Annotated in this window: 10 protein-coding genes; 5 read left to right on the top strand and 5 right to left on the bottom strand. The window is 73.1% G+C overall.

The genetic code is table 11. From position 1 onward, the window contains the following. Position 1 precedes the first annotated feature (1 nt). Complete coding sequence (locus K7C98_RS26705; RefSeq protein ID WP_224194603.1) at positions 2-949, bottom strand: Ku protein; 948 nt, start codon at positions 947-949, stop codon at positions 2-4. A gap of 300 nt (positions 950-1,249) precedes the next feature. On the opposite strand from K7C98_RS26705, the gene K7C98_RS26700 reads away from it, so the two are divergent. Both K7C98_RS26700 and K7C98_RS26695 read left to right on the top strand, forming a co-directional pair. Continuing rightward, positions 1,250-2,974, top strand: a complete 1,725-nt coding sequence (locus tag K7C98_RS26700) for a Ca2+-dependent phosphoinositide-specific phospholipase C (protein ID WP_224194602.1) — start codon at positions 1,250-1,252, stop codon at positions 2,972-2,974. A gap of 97 nt (positions 2,975-3,071) precedes the next feature. After that, positions 3,072-5,573: a hypothetical protein gene (locus K7C98_RS26695; protein WP_224194601.1), complete on the top strand. Its 2,502-nt coding sequence runs from the start codon at positions 3,072-3,074 to the stop codon at positions 5,571-5,573. A gap of 154 nt (positions 5,574-5,727) precedes the next feature. On the opposite strand, the gene K7C98_RS26690 is transcribed toward K7C98_RS26695, so the two are convergent. Next, positions 5,728-7,713: a serine hydrolase domain-containing protein gene (locus K7C98_RS26690; RefSeq protein ID WP_224194600.1), complete on the bottom strand. Its 1,986-nt coding sequence runs from the start codon at positions 7,711-7,713 to the stop codon at positions 5,728-5,730. Between the two features lie 127 nt (positions 7,714-7,840). Between K7C98_RS26690 and K7C98_RS26685 the strand changes: the two genes are divergently transcribed. Beyond that, complete coding sequence (locus tag K7C98_RS26685; RefSeq protein WP_224194599.1) at positions 7,841-10,741, top strand: serine/threonine-protein kinase; 2,901 nt, start codon at positions 7,841-7,843, stop codon at positions 10,739-10,741. 715 nt (positions 10,742-11,456) lie between these two features. Then, positions 11,457-12,290 carry a hypothetical protein gene (locus K7C98_RS26680; RefSeq protein WP_224194598.1) on the top strand — a complete coding sequence of 278 codons (834 nt, stop codon included), beginning with the start codon at positions 11,457-11,459 and terminating at the stop codon, positions 12,288-12,290. A gap of 139 nt (positions 12,291-12,429) precedes the next feature. On the opposite strand, the gene K7C98_RS26675 is transcribed toward K7C98_RS26680, so the two are convergent. Both K7C98_RS26675 and K7C98_RS26670 read right to left on the bottom strand, forming a co-directional pair. Beyond that, positions 12,430-13,392, bottom strand: a complete 963-nt coding sequence (locus K7C98_RS26675) for an SRPBCC domain-containing protein (RefSeq protein WP_224194597.1) — start codon at positions 13,390-13,392, stop codon at positions 12,430-12,432. A 97-nt stretch (positions 13,393-13,489) separates the two neighbouring features. Then, on the bottom strand, positions 13,490-13,840 hold the full coding sequence (locus tag K7C98_RS26670; protein ID WP_224194596.1) for an ArsR/SmtB family transcription factor: 351 nt from the start codon (positions 13,838-13,840) through the stop codon (positions 13,490-13,492). Positions 13,841-14,295: 455 nt separating this feature from the next. On the opposite strand from K7C98_RS26670, the gene K7C98_RS26665 reads away from it, so the two are divergent. After that, entirely contained in the window at positions 14,296-18,588 is a 4,293-nt protein-coding gene (locus tag K7C98_RS26665; protein WP_224194595.1) for a serine/threonine-protein kinase, read from the top strand. Positions 18,589-18,688: 100 nt separating this feature from the next. On the opposite strand, the gene K7C98_RS26660 is transcribed toward K7C98_RS26665, so the two are convergent. Further along, positions 18,689-20,650, bottom strand: a complete 1,962-nt coding sequence (locus K7C98_RS26660) for a sulfatase-like hydrolase/transferase (RefSeq protein ID WP_224194594.1) — start codon at positions 20,648-20,650, stop codon at positions 18,689-18,691. Between the last annotated feature and the right edge of the window lie 36 nt (positions 20,651-20,686).

The raw sequence follows: 20,686 nt of genomic DNA, 5'->3' as shown, positions 1-20,686 counted from the left end.
GCTAGGCCGCCTTTCGCGCGGCCGTCTTGCGGCGCTTGGCCGGCTTCTTGGGGTTGCGCGCGGCGGCCTTCTTGGCCCGCTTGGCCGGCTCGTTGCGGGCGCTGGTCTTGCGCGGCTTGTTGCGGCTCCGGTCGGCGCCGGCCGCCTCGGCCTTGGTGACGGCGGGCTTGCGCGCGAGGCTCTTCTTCAGCAGCGCCATCATGTCGACCACGTTGCTCGGCGGCGCCTCGGCCTCCACGTCGACCTCCTCGACCTCCTCGCCCTTGTACTTGCGCTGGATGAAGGCCAGCAGCTCGTCGTGGTAGGTGTCCTTGAACTCCTCGGGCTTGAACTCGGCGGTCATCTCGTCGATGAGCCGCTCGGCCATCTTGAGCTCGGGCGGCGACACCTTGGGCGCGTCCTTGCCCGCAGGCAGGTCGAACTCCTCGGCCGGGGTGAGCTCGTGCGCGTAGCGCAGCAGCTCGAGCACGAGCGCGTCACCCTTGACCATGACGGCGGCCAAGCTCTCGCGCGTGCGAATGACGACGCGGGCGATGCCGACCTTGCCGGTCTTGCGCAGGGCCTCGCGCAGCAGCACGTACGGCTTGGCGCCGCGCTTGCCGGGCACGAGGTAGTACGGCTTCTCGAAGTAGGTCGGGTCGATGTCGGCCTCGTCGGCGAACTGGACGATGTCGACGGTCTGGGTCGCCTTGACGGCGGCGCGCTTGAAGTCCTCGGGCTCGAGGATCACGTACTCGCCCTTCTTGACGGCGTAGCCCTTGACGATGTCGTCCCATTCGACAGGCTCGCCGGTCTCGCGGTTGTACCGCTGATACCCGACAGGAGACATGTCGCGGCGATCGAGGAGATCGAAGTCGAGATCGTGCCGCGATTCGGCGGAGTACAGCCCGACGGGGATCTGCACGAGGCCGAAGCCGATGGTTCCTTCCCAGATTGCCCTGGCCGCCATGCCGGACTCCTAGCGCGCGACGCCGCGCTGTCAAGCTGGTGGGCCGCCGCGGCGGGGCGGATGCTCGGACGATCGCTCGCGCACGCGGAGGAGTGGGCGGCGAGGCGCAGAGCAGGCTCAGCGCGGCCTGCAGGGCCGTCACGCGCGGGGCGGCGATCACGCCCGCGAGGCATCCGGCCGCGCGATCGTCGCGGAGACGAGGCTCGCCGGAGTCGGTCGGGACACGAATGAGATGTCCCGCAGGACAGGTCGCAAGGGGCGGCGCTTGACAGGGGCGGCGGCGGGCGGTGAGCTGCTCGCATGCTGCGCCGCGCGCTGCCGCTGGTCACGATCCTGTTCGCTTGCGGCGGAGCGCCCGCGTCGACCGAGAGCGGGAGCTCGAGCGGCTCCGGCCCGGGTGAGAGCTCGACGACGACCGCGGGCAACCCGACGAGCGGGGGGACGGAGACGAGCTCGACGTCGACCGCGACGACCTCGGAGACGACGACCTCGGCGCCGACGACCTCGGGGTCGACGACCGCGGACACGACGACGACGGGGGAGATGTCGACCGGCGACACGACGACGGGGGTGGAGGCGAGCGGGCCGCGTTACCACGAGGTGCGGCAGAAGTCGTCCCACAACGCGTTCCAGCGCCACGAGTCGCTGATCGACCAGCTCGTCTATCACAGGATCCGCTCGCTCGAGCTCGACGTGCACGTCGGCAAGTCGTTCGAGTCGTCGATCGCGGGCGACTGGTTCGTGTACCACACCGACATCATCGACGCCGACTCGCAGTGCCGCACGCTGTCGCAGTGCCTGGGCCTGGTGGCGGCGTTCTCACGGGTCGTGCCCGAGCACGAGGTGGTGACCCTGTGGATCGATCTGAAGGATGGTTTCGATCTTGTCGCGCACGGGCCGGAGGACCTCGACGCGCTGCTGACGGCGGCGTTCGGCGAGGCGCTGGTGCGGCCGGCCGAGCTGCTGGCGGCGTGCCCGGGCGCGACGACGCTGCAGGTGGCGGTGACGGCGGGCGAGTGCACGTGGCCGCGGCTCGAGGCGTGGCGCGGGCGGGTGATCGTGATGCTGACGGGCGGCGACCTCGGCGACCCGTCGGGGGCGCTGGCGAGCTACGTCGGCGGCGACGCGGGGGCGCGGGCGGCCTTCGTGGCGCCGGGGCTGAGCGACGCGGCGGCGCTGGCAGACCACCCGGAGGCGATCGTGCACAACCTCGAGATCGGGGATGTGACAGTGGCACAGGCGGTGCGCGCGGCCGGGCTGGTCAGTCGGGTGTGGGTGGCCGACGACGAGGACGCGTGGACGGAGGCCGAGCAGGCGCAGGTGCATCACATCGCCACCAACCAGATCAACCGCGGGGAGGACCCGTGGGCGAACACGGCGGGGCCGCAGGGCTGGCCGTTCACCTGCTTCGCCGACGATTGTGGGGCGCCGACGCGCGAGGACGCGGCGATCGTGGCGGTGACGGTCGACTCGGAGGACCTGTGGGGCAGCAGCGACGAGGGGGTGTTCGCCGGCGTGGAGCTCGGTGACGAGGCGTTCGTCTGGTCGGCGGCGGTGGCGGTGCCGAGCAGCCACGTCGAGCCATGGGCGAAGGCGTGCGTGGGGGCTCGCGCGGGGCTGGCCGCCGATGCGGCGTACCTGGCGGTCTGTCGCGCGGCCGACGACCACCCGCTGCGGGTGCAGCTGCGGGCGACGGCGGGGGCGACGACGGAGGCGACGGAGCTGACGGGGGTGGTGGGGCTGGCCGACGAGACAGTGGTGTTCGTGCGGCTCGAGGGGATGGCCGGCGCGGCCTGCGTGCGCGGGATGGGATCGAGCGACGGGAGCACGTGGACGCCGATCGTCGAGCACTGCTTCGCGGAGCCGCTGACACATGTGGGCCTGCTGGCGGGGTCGCACGGGGCCGGGCCGCTGCCGCTGCTGTTCGTGGCGCCGACGGCGACGCCGGGCGGGCCGGTGACGGCGGCAGATCTGGCGCTGACGCCGCTGGGGGCGGGCGTGGGGGCGCTCGAGGACGGCTGGTGAGGCGATCGGCGAGATGTCCTGAAGAGCAGGTTCACATCCGCGCGAGGGCTCCAGCCCACGCGACGGGGGCGCGCGGGTTCGGTTAGCATCGAGGCGCATGACCCACGACGACCCCGGACGACTGTGGCAGCGCGTGCGCGATCGACTGGCGACGGCGGTGCGCGGCCGCCTGCCCGAGCCGCCGCCGGACCTGCAGCTGCTGCGCGTGAGCTGCGAGGTGGCGCCGGCGGCCCTGCGGCCGCTGCTCGAGGCGCGGCGCTTGACGGAGGCGATCCTCGGCGAGGCGCGGCCGAAGCCGCCCGACCGCGCCAAGTCGCTGCGCCGGCGCACGCTGTTCGGCGAGGCGCCCGAGCGGGCCACCGAGACGGTGCTGGTCGAGCTGTGGAACCACCTGGCCCAACAGGCAGGTTCGCGCTGGGTGGTGGTGTTCGACGCGGTCGAGCAGGCCGACGAGGCGACGCTGGCGGCGCTGACCCAGATCGTCAGGCGGCAGGGGTGGCTGCAGTTGCCGCTGGTGCTGGTGTTCCACGGCGAGCCGAAGGAGGCGGCGGCGGAGCTGCTGCTGGCGGTGCGCACGCGCGACGCGGCCGGGGTGCTGCGCGGGGAGGAGCCGCCGACCGGCGAGGCGCAGGCGATCCAGTGGCGCACGCTGCCGCCCGAGGTGCTGCGGGTGCTGCGGGCGGGCGCGCTGATCGGGCCGGGCTTCGAGACGCGGATCGTGGCCGACCTGCTGTCGCTCGAGCCGCTGGTGGTGCTCGAGGTGCTGCAGCAGGCGACGGACCTGGGGATCCCGCTCGAGGACCGCGGAGAAGGTCGGTTCTCGCTGCCGACGTCGGCGCTGACGGCCCTGTCGACGTCGCTGATGCCGTCGCTGGCGCAGGCGTGGCACCGCAAGCTCGGCCGACTGCTCGGGGCCCGCGCGGGCGAGGAGGTGGCGCCGGGACGGCCGACCAGGCCGCCGCTGCCGCCGCTGCCGCGGCGCGAGAACATGCCGAGCGCGGCGAGGGTGGCGGAGATCATCGACCTGTCGGAGGAGGTGATCGACCTGGTCGACGAGACCGGGCTGGCGGCCCAGGTCGCCAGCGAGATGGCGGCCGAGGCCGGCGCGGCGCAGTGGGGCGAGGTGTCCGCAGGGACAGGTGTGGCCGCGGCGGGGGGTGAGATGGCTTCGGGGACAGGTGAGATGTCCGCGGGGACAGGTATCGGAGAGGTGTCCGGAGAGACAGGTCCGGCCATCCCGGGCGCGCCGGCGTGGTCGGTGCCGGCGAAGCAGGAGCGCGCGGGCGGGCTGCCGCAGCGGCCGCGGGTCGCGGCGCCGGCGAGCAATGTGTCCCAGGAGACAGGTGGGGCGCCGGCGAGCGGGTGGTCGCCGGCGCGCCGCAAGACGGTGTTCGCCGCGCCGGCGCCGAGCGAGGCGGAGTCGGCCGATCCGGCCGGCTGGGGGGCGCCGTCGCGGGTGGTGCCGACGCGCCTCGAGGACCCGCTGGTCGACGAGGCGCGAGCAGCCGAGCACATGCGACTCGCCGGCGAGTTCGACGCGGCGGCGCAGCACCTGTGCGAGGCGGCGCGCAAGGCCGCGGAGATGGGGGCGCCGCAGGCGGCGGCGCAGCACGCCCAGAACGCGCTGGCGCTGCTGACGACGCTGCCGAACAGCGGCGGCCGCCGACTCCTGCGGGTGCAGGCGCTCATCGAGCTCGGGCGGCTGCAGTGGCAGTCGGCGGGCTACGAGTTCGGGTTCACGCTGACGCAGGCGCAGGCGACCCTCGAGTCGGCGCGCGAGGTGCTCGAGTCCGATGCGCCGGTCGAGCTGGCGGCCGACCTGGCGCAGGCGATCGCAGGGGTGTGCTTCGACCTGGGCGACGGGCGCTCGCTCGAGCGAGCCCTGGCAGAGCTGAGCGCGGCAGGAGCGATGCTGCAGGCGGCAGGCGACGCGACCGGCGCGGCCTGTCTGCTCAACGACCAGGCGGCGGTGCTGGTGCGCATGGGCGACCCGGGACGCGCGCTGCAATTGCTGAGGCAGTCGCGCAAGGTGTTCGACCCGCACGTCAACACCGACCCGGTGGCGCTGCGCGAGCTGGCAGAGACCGAGCACCTGTTCGCACGCCTGCCGCTGCACGCCCAGCTGCGCGCGGGACGTGAGGACGAGGGCTTCGCCATGGGGCTCGAGCACGCGCGGGCGGCCGAGCGGGCGTACCGCGAGCTCGGCGAGGCCCGCGAGCTGGGGCGCGTGTGGGATACGATCGGGCGCCTGGAGCTGCGCAGCGGGCGGACGGAGGCGGCGAAGGAGCGGCTCGACGCGGCCGCCGAGGTGCAGACGCAGCTCGGCGATCTGACCGGGCTGGCGCAGACGACGGAGGCGCTGTCGGAGGTGCTGGCGCTGCTCGGCCGCGACGCGGAAGCCGTGACGCTGCTGCGCGACTCGGTGGTGTTCAACCGCGACAAGGGCTCGCCGCTGGGATTGATGCAGAACCGACGCTCGTTCACGCGGCTGTCCGAGCGACTGGCACAGCGGCCGGAGCACGCGGCTGGGCTGCAAGAAGTGCAGATCCTGCTGACGGCAGGCGAGCGCGAGCTCGGAGCGCTGTTGCAGCCGGCGTAATTTTTTTAATAATGATAATAAGGAGACCCGCCGCGGCGACTGCCGCGCGGGGACTCGTCGCGGATTTGACGTAGCCCCATTCGGGGATTGCGAAGATGGTGAATCGAGGTACCGTGAATGCCGGCGGTGCCTCGATTGAGCCCAGTTTAAGAATTTACCAGGCCCACACGCGGAGGCCGATCATGCCGTGGAACAGGAGATAGAGCGTCATGCCGAAGCTGGCGAGCGCGGCGGCGGTGGGGACGAGGCGGAGCGACAGCGGGACGGTGCGAGCGACCGAGGCGTGCACGACCTCGGCGACGGCGGCGGCGGAGCAGGCGGCGAACAGCAGGGTGCACGCGCACAGGGCGATGCTCAGGGGGTTGGCGGTGGTGTAGGCCTCGGCGCGGGCCATGTGCATGAACAGCAGCGGCAGCAGGGCCCAGGCGAGCCCGGCGGCGGCGGGCCAGGCGTGCAGGGCGAACTCGCCGGCGGCGATCGAGCGGCCGCGGACGCGACGGATGCCGGCCAGCAGGGCCCACAGGAGGGCCCACGCCGGGGCCAGCTGGATCAGGAGGAGCGCGGCGGTGAGCGCGAACAGGCGAGTCTTCGCCCACGCGTACGAGTGCTCCTCGAAGTAGGTCAGGCCGCCGACGAGGATCCGCCGCCCGTCGTCACCCCGGGTGAGACGGACGCTGGTGCCGCCCTCGCGCCAGTGGCGATAGCCGCCGTCGCCGGTGGGGACCAGCGCCGCGCCGCCGCCGGTGAGCATCTCCAGGGCGATCCCGCCGGGGTCGGGGCGCACGGAGATCCCGACCATCGCGCGCTCGATGAAGCCGAACAATTGCATGCGCGGGCTCTCGTACCCGTAATAACCGGTGATCGCGGCGACCTCCGCCGGGTCGGGGTCGCGCGGCGGCGGCGGCGGGACGGCGCGCCCGCCCGTGAGGTAGGCGAACAGCAGGGCGCGGATCTCGAGGTAGGCCCGCAGCGAATGCGTGCTGTTCAGCAGCATGACGTAGCCGACCCCGAGCTCGGGGAAATAGCGGTAGGCCGAGAGGAAGCCCGGCAGGCCGCCGTCGTGGCCGCGGCTGCGGGCGCTGTGGGAGACGTCGCCGTAATTGCCGAGGCCGTAATTGGTGTCGGGGCCGAGGTAGGGCAGCGTCTCGGTCCGCTCGATGCGGGCGAGCGCTTCGGGGCCGACGAGCGCCGGGCCGCCGCGGTCGCCGCGGCGCAGCCAGAAGTGCACCAATTCAGCGAGCTCGCGCGGGGATGCCAGCAGCGCGCCGGCGGGCGCGTGCCAGATCGGGCGGAACAAGGCCGGCTGGTCGGGCGAGTCATAACCGGTGGCCAGGCGGTCGGCGTATTCGGGGCTGCGGCGGAAGCGGGCCGTCGGCATGCCGAGCGGGCGCAGGACCTCGCGCTCGATGAACGACTCGTAGGATTCGCCGGTGGCCAGCTCGATCGCGTGGCCGGCGATCGTGTAGCCGGGGTTCGAGTACGACTCGCGGCTGCCGGGGCGCCAGCGGGCGACGCGCGAGCGCGGGTTGACGGCGAGGGCGGCGCGCGGGGCGGCGCCGTCGGCCGCGCTGAAGTACTCGTTGAAGCGCATGTCGTCGAAGCCGGCGGTGTGCTCGAGCGCGTGCGCGAGGGTGATCGGCGAGGTGGCGTCCCAATCGTTGGCGATGGCGACGTCGGGCATGAGCTCGCGGAGCGGGCGGTCGAGGTCGAGGCGGCCCTGTTCGACGAGGCGCATGACGCCGAGCGCGACGAAGCTCTTGGTGATCGAGGCGACGCGGAACTGGGTGTCGGCGGTGACGGGCTCGCCGCTGTCGCGGTCGGCGAGGCCGACGCCGCCGGCCCAGCGGACGCCGTCGCGGTCGACCACGGCCAGGCCGACGCCCGGCACGCCCTCGCGCTCGAGCACGGCGGCGACGCGGGCGCGCAGCTGCTCGATGGTCATCGGCGCAGCGACCTCGACCGGAGGCGCAGCGGTGGTCGCGTGCACGAGCTGCGACTCGTCGAGCAACTTGACGGCGGGCTCGACCGGACCGCCGAGCGTCGCGGCGAGCGCGACGAGCACGAACAGGAGGAAGGCCAGCGAGCGCCGTCTCGCCTGCCGCGCGCGCAGGTCGGTGGTCGGGAGCGAAGCGTGGTTCACGGGTCGAGTGTAACAGGGTGACCGCGGGTCGCCGCGCGGCGATGAAGCGAGCGGGCCGCAGACGACGGCGCGCGCGCGCTTGCAGGCTCTTGCCGCGAATTGGGACCGAGGTGACACTGGCGAGGCTTTGCCAGCACCTTCGCGGATCGGCCGCTTCGTCGTCCTGCGGGTCCTCGGCGCCGGCGCGATGGGGGTCGTGTACGCGGCGTACGACGCCAAGCTCGATCGCCAGCTGGCGATCAAGGTGCTCAACCACGACTACCGCGGCGCGCTCGAGCGCGGGACGTCCCGGCTCGAGCGCGAGGCCCAGGCGCTGGCCCGGCTGTCGCATCCGAACGTCGTGCAGGTCTACGAGGTCGGGTCGGTCGAGGGCGGGATCTACATCGCCATGGAACTGGTCGTCGGCCGCACGCTGCGCGAGTGGCTGACCGACGCGCCGCGCGACTGGGGGGCGGTGCTCGCGGTATTCATGCAAGTCGGCGCCGGCCTGCAGGCGGCCCACGCCAGCGGCGTGATCCACCGCGACATCAAGCCCGACAACATCGTGGTCGGCGAGGACGGGCGCGCGCGCGTGCTCGACTTCAGCCTGGCGGCGCCGATCGATCGCCAGGCCGAGCTCGACGCGTTCGGCGACATGCGCGTCAGCAGCGTGCTCATCACCCAGGACGGCGGGTTCGTCGGGACACCGGCGTACATGTCGCCCGAGCAATTCCTCGGCACGCCGACCGACGCGCGCAGCGATCAGTTCAGTTTCGGCGTGACGTTGTGGGAGGCGCTCTACGGCGAGCGGCCGTTCCCCGGGGCCACGGTCGAGCAGATCCGGGCGGCGCTGCTGCGCGGGCGGCCGGTCGGGCCGGCCCACGATCGCGTGCCCGCGGCGATCCGTCGCGCGGTCGAGCGCGGGCTGCAGATCGATCCGGGCGCGCGTCACCCCGACTTCACGGCGCTGCTCGCCGCGCTCGGGCGCGACCCGTATCGCAACCACAAGCTGGTCGCCGGAGCGGCGGCGCTGCTGCTCGTGCTCGGCGGCGGGGCGGCGTTCGTGCGACCGGCGCCGATCGACTGTCGCCAGGCCGCGGCCGGGCTCGCCGAGGTCTACGGGCCGGCGCGGCGCGACGACGTGGTGGAGGCGTTCACCCGCAGCCACCTGCCGTACGCGCGCGCGTCGGCGCCGGCGCTGGCCGGCGAGCTCGAGCACTACGCGGCTCGCTGGGCCCGCACCGCGGAGCAGGCGTGCGTGGCCACGCACATCCGCCACGAGGCCTCGAGCGAGCTGCTCGACCGCCGCGGCGACTGCCTGCGCGACCGCCTGCGCGAGTTCGACGCGCTGCTCGCCGTGCTCGCCGACCCGGCCGCCGCGGAGCGGGCGCTGCCGGCAATGCGCGAGCTGACCGGACCCGAGCGCTGCATGCGGCCGCGCGCCGCCGAGGGGCGCGGAGAGGCCCGCGAGGTCGGGCCGCTGCGGGCTCGCCTGGCGGCCGTCGGCGCCCGCCTGGCGGCCGGCGACGACGCGCGGGCGCTGGCGCTGGCGCAATCGTTTATGTCTGAAACGACAGGTCTTTTGGAACCTGTCCTGAAGGACGAGGCGCACTACTGGCGCGGGCGGGCGGCGCTGGCCGGGCTGAAGCTCGACCTGGCGGCCGACGACTTGCACCCGGTGTTTCACGGGGCGATCCGCCGCGGCGACGACGAGCTGGGGTTCGACGCCGCGATCGCGCTGGCGGAGGTGGCGTCGCGGCGGGCCCAGTTCGCGGCGGCGGAGGAGTGGCTCGACCACGCCGAGGACGCGCTGCAGCGCGGCCAGCTCGGCGAGGCGCACCAGGCCCGGCTCGAGCTGCGCCGCGGCGAGGCGCTGAGCGACGCCGGTCGCCCGGCCGAGGCCCTGGTCGCGCTCGAGCGGGCACTGACGACGCTGCAGCGCACGCTCGGCCCCGACGCGCTCGAGCTGGCCCGCGTGCACCTGCTCCGCGGGATCGCCCTCCGCGACCTCGGCCGCGTCGACGAGGCCCTGCTGGCGTTCGCCCGCGACGAGGAGCTCCTGCGCGCGGCGTTCGGCGAGGCGCACCCGAGCGTGGTGGTGCCGCTCAACAACCGCGGGGCCGCGCTGCTCGACCTCGGCCGCGCGGACGAGGCGCTGGCGCTGTTCGAGCGCGGCCTGCAGATCCGCCTGCGCGCGTACGGCCGCGACCACCCGCGCACGGCGTTCTCGCTGTCGCAGATCGGCGAGGCGCTGACCGATCTGCGCCGCCACGTGGCGGCCGAGGAGGCGCTGCGCGAGGCGCTGGCGATCCGGGTGCGGATCCTCGGGCCCGACCACCCGGACGTGGCCGAGACGCTGACGGGGCTCGGCAACCTGGCGATCGAGCAGGACCGTCCCGACGAGGCCAGCCGGCTGCTGCGCGAGGCGCTGCGGATCCGCGAGGCCGCCTACGGCGACGACCACGACATCGTCGCCAGCGCCCGCCGCAACCTGGCCGACGCGCTGCGCGAGGCCGGCGACCTCGAGGCGGCGGAGGCCGAGCTCGGGCGCGCCGAGGCGATCTGGAACGCGCACCTGCCCGCCGGGCACCCGAAATTCGAGACGCTGGTGATCGACCGCGGTCGCCTCGCCGAGGCCCGCGGGCAGCTCGATGCGGCGGTCGGTCATTACACGCGGGCGCTCGAGCTGACCGAGGCCCGCGTCGGCCGCGAGGACCCGAAGCTGGGACCGATCCTGCGCGCGCTCGGCCACGTGCAGCTGCAGCGAGGCGACCGCGTGGCGGCGGTCGCGGCGCTCGACCGGGCGGCGAAGCTGCCCCCGCCCCGCCGCGCGGTGGCGCCGGAGCAGGTCGCGGCTGCCCATTTCGACATGTCCAGAGCGCTATGGCCCGAAGACCAGGTCAGGGCGAGGGCCGAGGCGCGGCGGGCCGCGGAGGCGCTGCGCGGCTCGCCGGCGGACGCCGAGCAGCGGCGCGCGATCGAGGCGTGGCGGGCGGGGCTCGAGGTGCGGCGTGGCCCGACCGAGGAGGCCTCGCCGAAACGACCCTGAGGAGCGAACAGCCGCTGAGGACACGCGAGGCACGCCGCGGGTCCGAGAGTCGGCCGTGTCGGCGACGGAGAGGGTGCTTGAAACATGTCAACACAGACAGGTTCTGGCGAATGCTCGGCTGCGGTCAGGGAGGCGGCGATCGCGGCGAGGAAGGTGGCGCGCTCGTGGGCGGCGGCATGGTGAGGGACGCCGCGCAGGAGGACAGTGGTCTCGCCGTATTTCTCGGTGAGGGTCATCGTACTCATGAGCTCGGTGGCTAATTCCAGCGGGGCGAGGGTGGGGTCGCTGCGTGGCCGAAAAGAACCGTGATCGCGCCATGCGGGGCGAGGTCGCGGGAACGTCCGTGAGTTGTGGAGACATACACTCGGGTCGGCGACTGCATCGACGGCGGGGCGAGTGTGCATTTAAGAGGTGCTCTGCTCGGCTCACATTGCGTGCAGCAGGGTCGGATACGGAGCCGGGCGGGCACCCGTCGCGTGCTAGGACTGTTCGAGCGACGTCGGCTAGGGGTCGGCCCTGGAGCTGTCTAATGGCTCGGCGTGAGGCGTGATGGCCACAGCTGTGGTGTCAACAGATCCAGTGGGGATGGTCACGAGGTGTCATCTTCTGAATTGTTGTTCACGCGTGGTGGCGTTGATAACATCCGACAGTGCTCTCAGTGCGTCGTTGGTAGACGCTCATGTCCGAGCACCAACAATAGAAAACTGAGGTTTGCGTGTCCAAGCATCTGTTTGCGTCCTTGTCCGCTCTCGTGTTGGCTACCTCCATCTCTGGCTGTGACGACGGCACGGCGGCGAATGCCGAGTCGATCGAGGTTCCTGACGATTCTGCTGTCTCCGAACTCGACGCCGGAGATTTCGTGATCGCGCGGGTTTCCCTCCCGAATGGGGGAATCATCAAGTTCCTGGGGGGATCGCCGGATGGCGCCGTCGCGCTCTCGGAGAAGTACCCGAACGACTCGTCTGCCGTCGCTCACGCGTACTCGGAGCGATTCGATGCTACGCCGCTCGAGATCTTCATGGCCCTCGAGCCCGACGCCGAGATCCCCGAAGCGCTCTTCGAAGATCACGCCTTGAAGGCCGCAGGCGGCGAAGCCGAAGCAGAGCCGCGGCTCCTGCCCGGCCTCGACGACCTCAAGATCCCGCTCGATCCGATGTTCGCCATTTGGAACGGTGGAGGGGCGTGCACGGACTCCACGTTCCACACGATGTTCCAGGATCGGTACATGGCGAACGGGTTCTCGAACCACCTGCACTATCCCAATCAGACCGTCAACAACACGACTCTCACGCTCCCGCTTGCTGCGGACCGCGCGTTCGGGATCTGCCAGACTGGCGGTGTTTCGCCCTTCAGCGTGTCCGTCGATGTCGAGAAGGAGACCTCGACCGGCGTGTGGACGCCCATCGACTCCGACACCGTCGGCCTCGGGTTCTCGTTGTTCTTTCGCGAGGAGACCCCCGTGGGGGGCCTCAATCTGCCCTATCGGATGAGGGTGAGAAATGTCGATGCCGGGGATGCATACCGGCTGGAAGCCGGATGGCTCCCCTAGCCTGGGCCTTTCGAGACGATCGACATTTGGGTTCGCCCCGGAATGACGGCAGTGCCGTCGTGCGTCGGGGGTGAGGCCAACATGGGACATGCCGCGCCCGCGCTCGAGCGCGAGCTCGGGCGCGGCGTGGAAGAACTCCTCAGCCGCGGGCCAGCTGGGCGGCGAGCTCGTCGAAGGCGCTGCCGAAGCCGCCCTGCATGCTGGAGTGGCCGGCGAGGAAGGTGGCGCGCTCGACGGCGGTGGCGTCGTGAGGGACGCCGCGCAGGGTGACCGTGGTCCTGCCGTCCTCCTCGGTGAGGGTCATCGTGTACGAGATCTCGGACGGCCAGGGGTCGGGGAAGGGCGGGCGGACGGCGTCGCCCGCGGCGTCGGTGAAGGCGCCGATGAACAAGACGCGGCCCGGCGGAGCGATCTCGACGTAGGTGAATTTCGCAAACATCTCGCGGCCGTCGCTCGCGCGCAGCGAATAATGGCACGTGCCCCCGGGGCGCAGGTCGAGCTGCTGGACGCGCATCGTGAAGCCCCTGGGGCCCCACCACTGCGCCAGCCGCTCGGCCTCGGTGAAGGCGCGGTAGACCAGCTCCCGCGGGGCGTCGAAGGTGCGAGTGATGACGAACTCGATCGGCAGGTCGGCGAGCAGCTCGCCGAGGCGCTCGAAGGTCGAGGCGGCGCCGGCTCTGGCGAACTGGGCCATCCTGTCGCGCACGGCGGCCGAGCGGAACAGGGTGCGCATGACGACCTCGGTCTGCTCGCCACGGGTCTGGAAGGTGACGGTGACGTGAAAGGAGTGATCGTCGTCGTCGTCGCGGTCGGCGTCGTGGTGGTAGACGAGGCGCTCGGGCGCGACGACCTCGGTGTAGCGGATCCGGTTGTCGTAATCGACGCCGTTGGGGCCGTGCATGACGTAGCGCCACACGCCGCCGGGTCGCACGTCGTGCTCGCGGATGGTGGTGCTGTGGCCGCGCGGGCCCCACCAGCGGACCACGTGCGTCGGGTCGGTCCAGACCTTCCACACCAGCTCGCGCGGGGCGGAGAAGACTCGGGTGATCACCAATTCTCGGTCGGCGGTGGACTCGGGGGATACGGGTTTGCCGGTGGACATGCTCTCTCCTGTCGTCGTCGGTGCGATCCGTGCAATGGACAATGAGAATCGATACGGCGCGGGGGCCCGGCCGTGATGATCCGCGAGGGGCGGTGATTCAGTGCTTGCGCTTCGGTTTCTTGTCCTCGGCCTGCAGCTCGCGCAGGTAGTCGTCGAGGCGGTCGAAGCTCTCGTCCCAGAACCGGCGGTAGTGCGCGGCGAACTCGGCGACCTCGCGCAGCGGGCCGGCCACGAGCCGACACGGCCGCTGCTGCGCGTTGCGCCCGCGGCTGATGAGACCCGCGCGCTGCAACACCCGCAGGTGCTTGGAGATCGCCGGCATGCTCATGGCGAACGGCGCGGCCAGCTCGGACACGGAGGCCTCGCCCTGCGCGAGACGGGCGAGGATCGCTCGACGCGTCGGGTCGGCGAGGGCGGCGAAGGTGCTGTCGAGGTTGCTGGCCGGCATGAGTCGCTTTGTGAACCGATCGGTTAAGGAACTTGTTGGTTAAGTAAAGGGAAGAGGTGGGGCTGTCAAGGGCTCTGCGAGGGGGAGAAGAAATTGTAGCGAGGCAGGGCGCGAGGTCGCGTCACGCGGAAGGCCCACATATGCACGAGGTGGGCTCGCGCGGCGCGACTCGCGGTCCCGAGGGATCGCGCGCGGGGTTCGACGTCGCGGGTCGATGGACGGCGATCGCGCGGTGCAGCTCGAGATCGCAACGGAGTCGGTGAGCTGTCGCGAGATACAGCTGAGAAGTCGTCGAGGGCGAGGCGCATGTGCATTCGGACATGTGCCCGGGCGCGGCGAGGGGCGATGCGGCGCAGCCGGGGCCGGCGACGGAGCGGGGCGAGAGAAGGAGGCATACTCGTCGGGTGCCTGGGCACGACCCGATCCGCACTCCGGACCACGCGCGAGGTCCGGCGATGGCCGAGACGTGGGACTGCTCGGGTGACGGCGATGTCGTGTCGAACGTCGGCAGCGGGGCGGCCGAGCCGGCGACGACGACGCACCAGATCGGCCGCTATCGCCTGCTGCGCGTGCTCGGGCAGGGGGGCGTCGGGGTGGTTCACGCGGCCTACGACGCGGTGCTCGATCGGGTGGTCGCGCTGAAGATGCTGCGGACGGACCGCAGCAGCGCGGCGGTCGTCGGGCGCTTCATCCGCGAGGCGAAGGCGCTCGCTCGCGTGGCGCACGCCAACATCGTGCAGATCTACGACGTCAACACGTCGGCCGGGCGGGTGTTCCTGGCGATGGAGTACGTCCGCGGGCGAACGCTGCGCCAGCAGCTCGCCGAGGCAGAGCCGGAGGCTCCGTGTCGGCGGATCGTCGACCTGTTCGTCGCGGCCGGGCGCGGCCTGGCCGAGGTGCACCGCGCGGGCCTCGTGCATCGCGACTTCAAACCGGACAACGTCATGGTCGGCGAGGACGGGCGCGTCCTGCTGCTCGACTTCGGGCTCATCGGCGACTCCGGCAGCGACATCGCGGTCGAACCGGACGGGCGCCGGATCGCCGCCCTCGATCTGACGATCACCGGGAGCGTGCTGGGGACGCCGGCGTACATGGCTCCCGAGCAGCACCGCGGCGCGAGAGCCGATGTCCGCAGCGACGTGTTCAGCTTCTGCGCCTCGCTCTACGAGGCCCTCTACCGCGAGCGCCCGTTCGCCGCGGCCAACTACGAGACGCTGCGCGCCGCGTCGCTGGCCGGGGCGGTGCGACCTCCGGCGCACTCGCAGGTGCCCGCGTGGCTGCGGGCGGTGGTGCTCCGCGGGCTCCGCGTCGACCCCGACGAGCGCTGGCAGACGATGACGCAGCTGCTCGCGGCGCTCGCGGCGGACCCGGCGGGTCGCCGACGCGACCGGCTGCGGCGCACGGCTCTGATCGCATCGATCGCCGCCGTGACGCTCGTCGGCACGCTGGTGGCGCTGCACCTGCGACGCGCGTGGACCCGCGAGCGCATCGAGGCCCTGGCGGCCGAGCACCTGGCGGCGGTCGAGGCGGAGTCGGACCCGGAGCGCGCGGCCGCGGCGTTCCAGGCCTTCCTCGCCGATCCTGCGCACCAGGGGACGCGGGCGCTGGTGCGGGCGTGGCAGCACCGCGGCGACCGGCGCCGCGCGGCGGGCGAGCGCGACGGGGCACTCGCGGACCACGCCCGCGCCTACGCCGAGGCGTCGGAGCTCGAGGATGCACAGGCGGCGTTGCGCCGGATCGCCGAGATCCATCTCGAGGGCTGGGACACGGCGGCGCTGTCGCGGGTCGTGCAGGCGCTCCCGAACGATCCGGGCGATCCGCGAGACAGCGAGCTGCACGTGACGGCGGCGCTCCGCCGCCGCGACCTGGCGACCGCGGCGGCGCTCGTCGATGCCTCACCGACGTCTCGCTTCACGGCGGCCGGGCCGCTGCTGCAGACGCTCGCGCGGGCGCAGGCGATCGACACCACCGCGAGCGCGGCGATGGCCCTGCCGCCGGGTGGTCCGTGGCTGGCGGCCGTGGTCGAGGCGGGCGGACGCGACGTCGTGCTGCTCGATCACGCGTTGCGGCCGGGGCGGCGGTGGCGGAGCGACGGGCAGGTCCACCTCGCGCACGGCGAGGCCTCCTGGGCCGTGACGTACCACCTCGGCACGGCGTGGCTGATCGATCTCGCCGCGTCGCAGGAGCCGTTCGTCCGCTTCCCGGCCCCGGCCGAGCTGCTGCCTCGCGGCATCATCGACGCCGGCGGCACCGGCCGGCCCGGGCTGTACTTCGGATACCGATGGCCGCTGCGCGGATTCCACGTCCTGGAGGCCGACGGCGTGCCGCGGGAAGCCCACGCGGCCAGCGGGCGGACCGACTCCGACCTCGAGGACATGATCGCGGCCGACCTCGACGGCGACGGCGTGCAGGAGATCGTCGCGGCGTTCGGACCGTCTCGCGCGTTCGACCTGCGGGTGTTCCACGCCGACGCGGCCGGGCGGCTCGAGCTCGTCGCTCGCCGTCCTTTCGGCTGGGTGAAGAGCCTGGGCGTGCTGCGGCGGCCCGACGGAGAGCTCGTGCTCGTGGCGCTGCGCGACGACCACGGATCCAACGCCGACGTGTTCCCCGAGCCGCCTCACTTCGGCGAGGCGCCCGGCGTCCACCTGCTGCGCTGGACCGGCGAGTCCCTGGTGACCCGACTGCACATGCCGCCGCCGAACGAGCTGGCGCTCGATGTCGTCGACGGCGTCATGATCGCGGCCGACCTCGACGGCGACGGTCGCGACGAGCTCGCGCTCCCGATCCGCGGCGGGGGCCTGATCCACACCATGCTCGTCCGGCAAGCCGACGACGGCGAGCTCTCGCCGCTGATCCTCGGGCACAGCTCGCCGCTCGCGGCGGTGCGCGTGGGCGACGGCCCGGGCCACGCGCTGCTGATCGCCGACGACGAGCACGCGCTGTGGGGCCTCGGCCTCGGCGACACGCCGCTGCCGCCCGCGCCCGCGCCGGCGCCCGCGTCCGCGCCGCCGCCCGCGGGCCTCCACGACGAGCTGCTGCGCGCCCGCTGGACCCGCGCCGACGAGCTCGCCGCGGGCGGTCTGCCGGCGAGCGCGGCGGAGATCTTGCGCACGGCGGGGCCGCTGGTGGCCGACGAGGCGGTGCGTCGCCGCTTCATGGACCGGGCGGCCGCGCTGCTCGCGGTCGCCGGACAGGCCGAGGCGGCGCTCGAGCTCGACGCCGGCAGCCTCGACGACCCGGAGCTCGCTCCGGCCGCGTTGCTGCGCCGCGCCGAGCTGCTGACCGAGCTCGGTCGCCATCGCGAGGCCCTCGCGGCGGCCCGCCAGCTGCGCGCCCACCCGCGGCGCAATCTGTCCCAAGAGATAGCCGCGGAGGAGGTGCTCGCTCGCCTCTCGCCGCTGCTCGACGCGGGTGAGGCGGTCGAGCTGCGCTTCTCCGGCGGGGCGTTCGCGCCGGCGTGGCAGCTCGAGCGCCCGGCGGCGCTGCGGCTCGACCCGGTGTCCGGGGGGCTGCACGTCGACGCGCTCGCGGCCCAGACCCGGCTGGCCGCCCTGCCGGTGCGGTGGGACGGCGGGCCGCTCGAGCTCGAGCTCGAGCTCGAGGTGACGCACGCCGAGTACCACACGGAGCTGCGCGTCGCGCTGCACGACGCCGACGGGCAGCCGCTGCTCGGCGTCGGCGTCGATGCGCGAGGCGACCGCAGGTTCCGCAGGCACGGGACGCATTGCCTGCCCGTCGCGCAGGAGCGCAGCGAGCTGATGGCGCGCGACGTCGCGTCCGCCGCGACCCGTCGCCGCGTCGTCGTCCGCGCGACCTACTTCCCCGACCGCGACGTGACGATCTGCGCGGCCGAGGACGACGGCATGCGCGCGCTCGCGGAGCACCGCGCCGTGGCGCCACCGGCCGCGGGTCGCTACACCCTCGTGCTCGGCCACGAGGGCGATGTCTTCTCTCCGCACCGGATCGTCGCCGAAGTCCGCAGGATCTCCCTGCACGGGGCCCGGCTCGACGAGGCGCCCGTCGATGACTCCCCCGCCGCACGCGCGGCCCGTTCGCTGATCGCGGGCGAACCACTCGCGGCGCTCGCGATCCTCGGCGACGATACGGGCGCCTCGCCGCGCCACGCGTTGATCGCCATGCTCGCGTACGACGCGCTGCAGGACGTCGCCGGCATGACCCGCACGGCCGCCCTGGCGCTCCCGGGGCTCGAAGACGCGGACCTGCTGCACCTCCTGCGGACCCGCCCCGGTCTGGCCCCGACGCTCCGCGCAGCCACCGGGCCGCGAGCGTTGTGGCTGCTCGCCGATACCTGGCCGGGGTTGGCCCGCCATCACTTCGACGATCCGGTGGTGCAGCAGGCGATGCTCGCCGCGCTCGCGGGCGTCGAGGCGACGGCGGCCGCCGATGCCCCGACGCGCCGGGCGTTGCGAGCGCTGCTGCACGCCCGCGCGAAGATCCGCAGCCAGCTCGGAGACACTGCCCTGGCGCGCCGTGACTTCGAGGCCGCGCTCGCGGCGCTCGACGACGAACCCGATGATTCCGCCGGGTCGCAGCGCGCCGAGACGCACCTCGCGCTCGCGTTGCTGCTCGCCGAGGCCGATCCGCCGGCCGCGCTGAGCCACGCCGTCCGGGCGGTCGCCAGCGACGCGGCGCCCGAGCTCGTGCGCGACCGCCTCCGCCGCGAGCCGGCGCTCGCCGGGCGCATCGCCGATGACCCGGCGTGGCGGTCGCTCGTCGCCGATCGGTGAGGCTCGCCGGGCCCGCAGTCCTCGTCGCCGGCCGACGCATCAATTCGCGGGCGGTACACGGGCAGGCGACATGTTCGTACGGACATGTCGTGCCTCGCGCTCAGCGGGGCGCCGCGATCGCGCCGTGCAGCTCGAGGTAGCGGCGGAGCAGACCGATGCGCTGGTCGCAGCCGGCCGGGTCGCCGTCGCACAGGTTTTGCGTCTCGCGCGGGTCGGCCTGCAGGTCGTAGACCTCGAGGGTCCGCTTGCGGCGGTTGTCGATGATCTTGAGGCCCTCGGGCAGGAGCAGGGCGAACACGTCCCAGGTGGTGCTGAGGACCGGGCGGCCGCACAGCGGAGGTTCGCCGCGCAGGGCGGGGACGAGCGAGCGGCCGATGAAGGGGCCGGGGGCGGCGACGCCGAACAGGTCGAGGAGGGTCGGCGAGAGGTCGAGGAGCGGGAGGTCGCACGGGCTGGTGCGCGCGGGCACGGCCGGGCCGACGACGACGAGCGGGACGCGGCACTGCTCCTCGTAGGGCGGGCCGCCGTGGTGCTTCACGCCGTGCTGGCCGAACGCCTGCCCGTGGTCGGCGCTGACGATGACGAGCGTGCGCGGCCACAGTCCGGCCTCGGTGAGCCAGGCGTCGAGGCGCGCGAGCTCGCGGTCGATGTTGGCCAGCTCGGACACGTGGCGCTCGTAGGCGTGGCCCCGCCGCTCGCCGGAGTCGAACGGGTGGTGCGCGTCCATGAAGTGGCTGAAGAGGAACAGCGGGCCGTCGCGGTGCTGCCGCAGGCGCACGAGGATCGCGTCCATCACCGCGGGCGCGTAGGCCAGGCGATCGCCGGGCTGCAGCGGGACCTCGATCTCCTCGGAGAAGCCGCGGCCGATCTTGTTGACGTGGTTGACGAGCTCGAACTGACTGATCACGTGGACGGTGGTGACGCCGCGCGCGGTCAACAGGTCGGCGACCCGGGGCCGATCCTCCTTGACGAGCGAGCCCTGGGTGGCGCTGTCGCGGGCCCAGTGCAGCTGCGGCACCTCGACGCCGGTGAACAGGCTGGCGAGGGTGAAGCGGGTGACGGTCGAGGGGGAGATCGCCCGCGGGACGTAGAAGCCGGCGTCGCGCCAGCGGTGCAAGGTGGGCAACAGGGCGCGGTTGCGCGGGTTCTGCAGGACCTCGGCGCGCATCGAGTCGAGGGTGAAGAAGAGGACGATGGCGTCGGGCGGCAGCAGCGGCGGCTCGCTGGCGGCGACCTCCGGCTCGTCGGCTCGCGAGGCGAACCACGGGGCGAGCTCGGGGGCGATCGGGATGTGGCGGTACTGCGAGTCGTCGACGGGGGCGCGCCACGGCGGGACGTGGGCGGCGAGGATCGCGGAGTCGAGGCGGGTCAACTCGACGCGCACGGCGTTGATCGGCTCGATGCCGACGGTGGCGACGGCGAGGAGCGCGAGCACGGCGAGGAGGACGCGGCGCGGCGCGGCGCGCAACCGGAAGGGCACGCGCAGGCCGACGAGCGCCGCGGCGGCGAGAGTGGCGGCGCTCCAGCTGACGAGGGCGTGGAGGCCCGGGTAGTCGACCGGCAAGATCAGCGGGTTGACGAGCGCGGCCGTCAGCGCGAGCGCCACGGCGAGCCCGCGCAGGCGCGGTCGGGCCATGCGCCGACCGACCAGGTGCGCGAGCGGGACGACCTGCGCGAGGGCGAAGAGCGCGGGTATGCGCAGCGCGTCGGCCCGCTCGCGGCCGGCGATCCGCAGGGCGAAGTTCTCGAGGTCGGACGAGAGGAAGAGGAAGGCGAGGACGAGCGCGAGGAGGCTCAGCGCCGCGACGGCGGGGACGCGTCGCGGCGCGAACCTGGTCCACAGCACGGCCGTGCCGGCGGCGACCAGGCCGAGGAACAGCAACTGGCCGGCGTCGAACAAATGGGTCAGGGCGCGCACGCGCAGGCCGGCGCCGGGCAGCGGGCGCGCGGCGATGAAGCCGGCGTTGACGACGGCGAGGCCGGCCCAGGCGAGCAGGTCGGCGGCGGGGAGATCGAGGTGACCCGCGCGGATCGAGCTCACCGAAGGGACCGGGCGGATCATGACGGGATTGTAATCCCGCCGAGGCTCGCGGCGCAC

Origin of the sequence: Nannocystis pusilla, assembly GCF_020073745.1 — a bacterium.
Taxonomy (GTDB): Bacteria; Myxococcota_A; Polyangia; order Nannocystales; family Nannocystaceae; genus Nannocystis; species Nannocystis radixulma.
This window is presented reverse-complemented; position numbering and strand designations above follow the sequence as displayed.

Excerpts from the sequence above, each read along its gene's own strand:
- K7C98_RS26705 (WP_224194603.1), bottom strand. The coding sequence starts at position 949 with ATGGCGGCCAGGGCAATCTGGGAAGGAACCATCGGCTTCGGCCTCGTG.
- K7C98_RS26700 (WP_224194602.1), top strand. The coding sequence starts at position 1,250 with ATGCTGCGCCGCGCGCTGCCGCTGGTCACGATCCTGTTCGCTTGCGGC.
- K7C98_RS26695 (WP_224194601.1), top strand. The coding sequence starts at position 3,072 with ATGACCCACGACGACCCCGGACGACTGTGGCAGCGCGTGCGCGATCGA.
- K7C98_RS26675 (WP_224194597.1), bottom strand. The coding sequence starts at position 13,392 with ATGTCCACCGGCAAACCCGTATCCCCCGAGTCCACCGCCGACCGAGAA.
- K7C98_RS26670 (WP_224194596.1), bottom strand. The coding sequence starts at position 13,840 with ATGCCGGCCAGCAACCTCGACAGCACCTTCGCCGCCCTCGCCGACCCG.
- K7C98_RS26665 (WP_224194595.1), top strand. The coding sequence starts at position 14,296 with ATGGCCGAGACGTGGGACTGCTCGGGTGACGGCGATGTCGTGTCGAAC.
- K7C98_RS26660 (WP_224194594.1), bottom strand. The coding sequence starts at position 20,650 with ATGATCCGCCCGGTCCCTTCGGTGAGCTCGATCCGCGCGGGTCACCTC.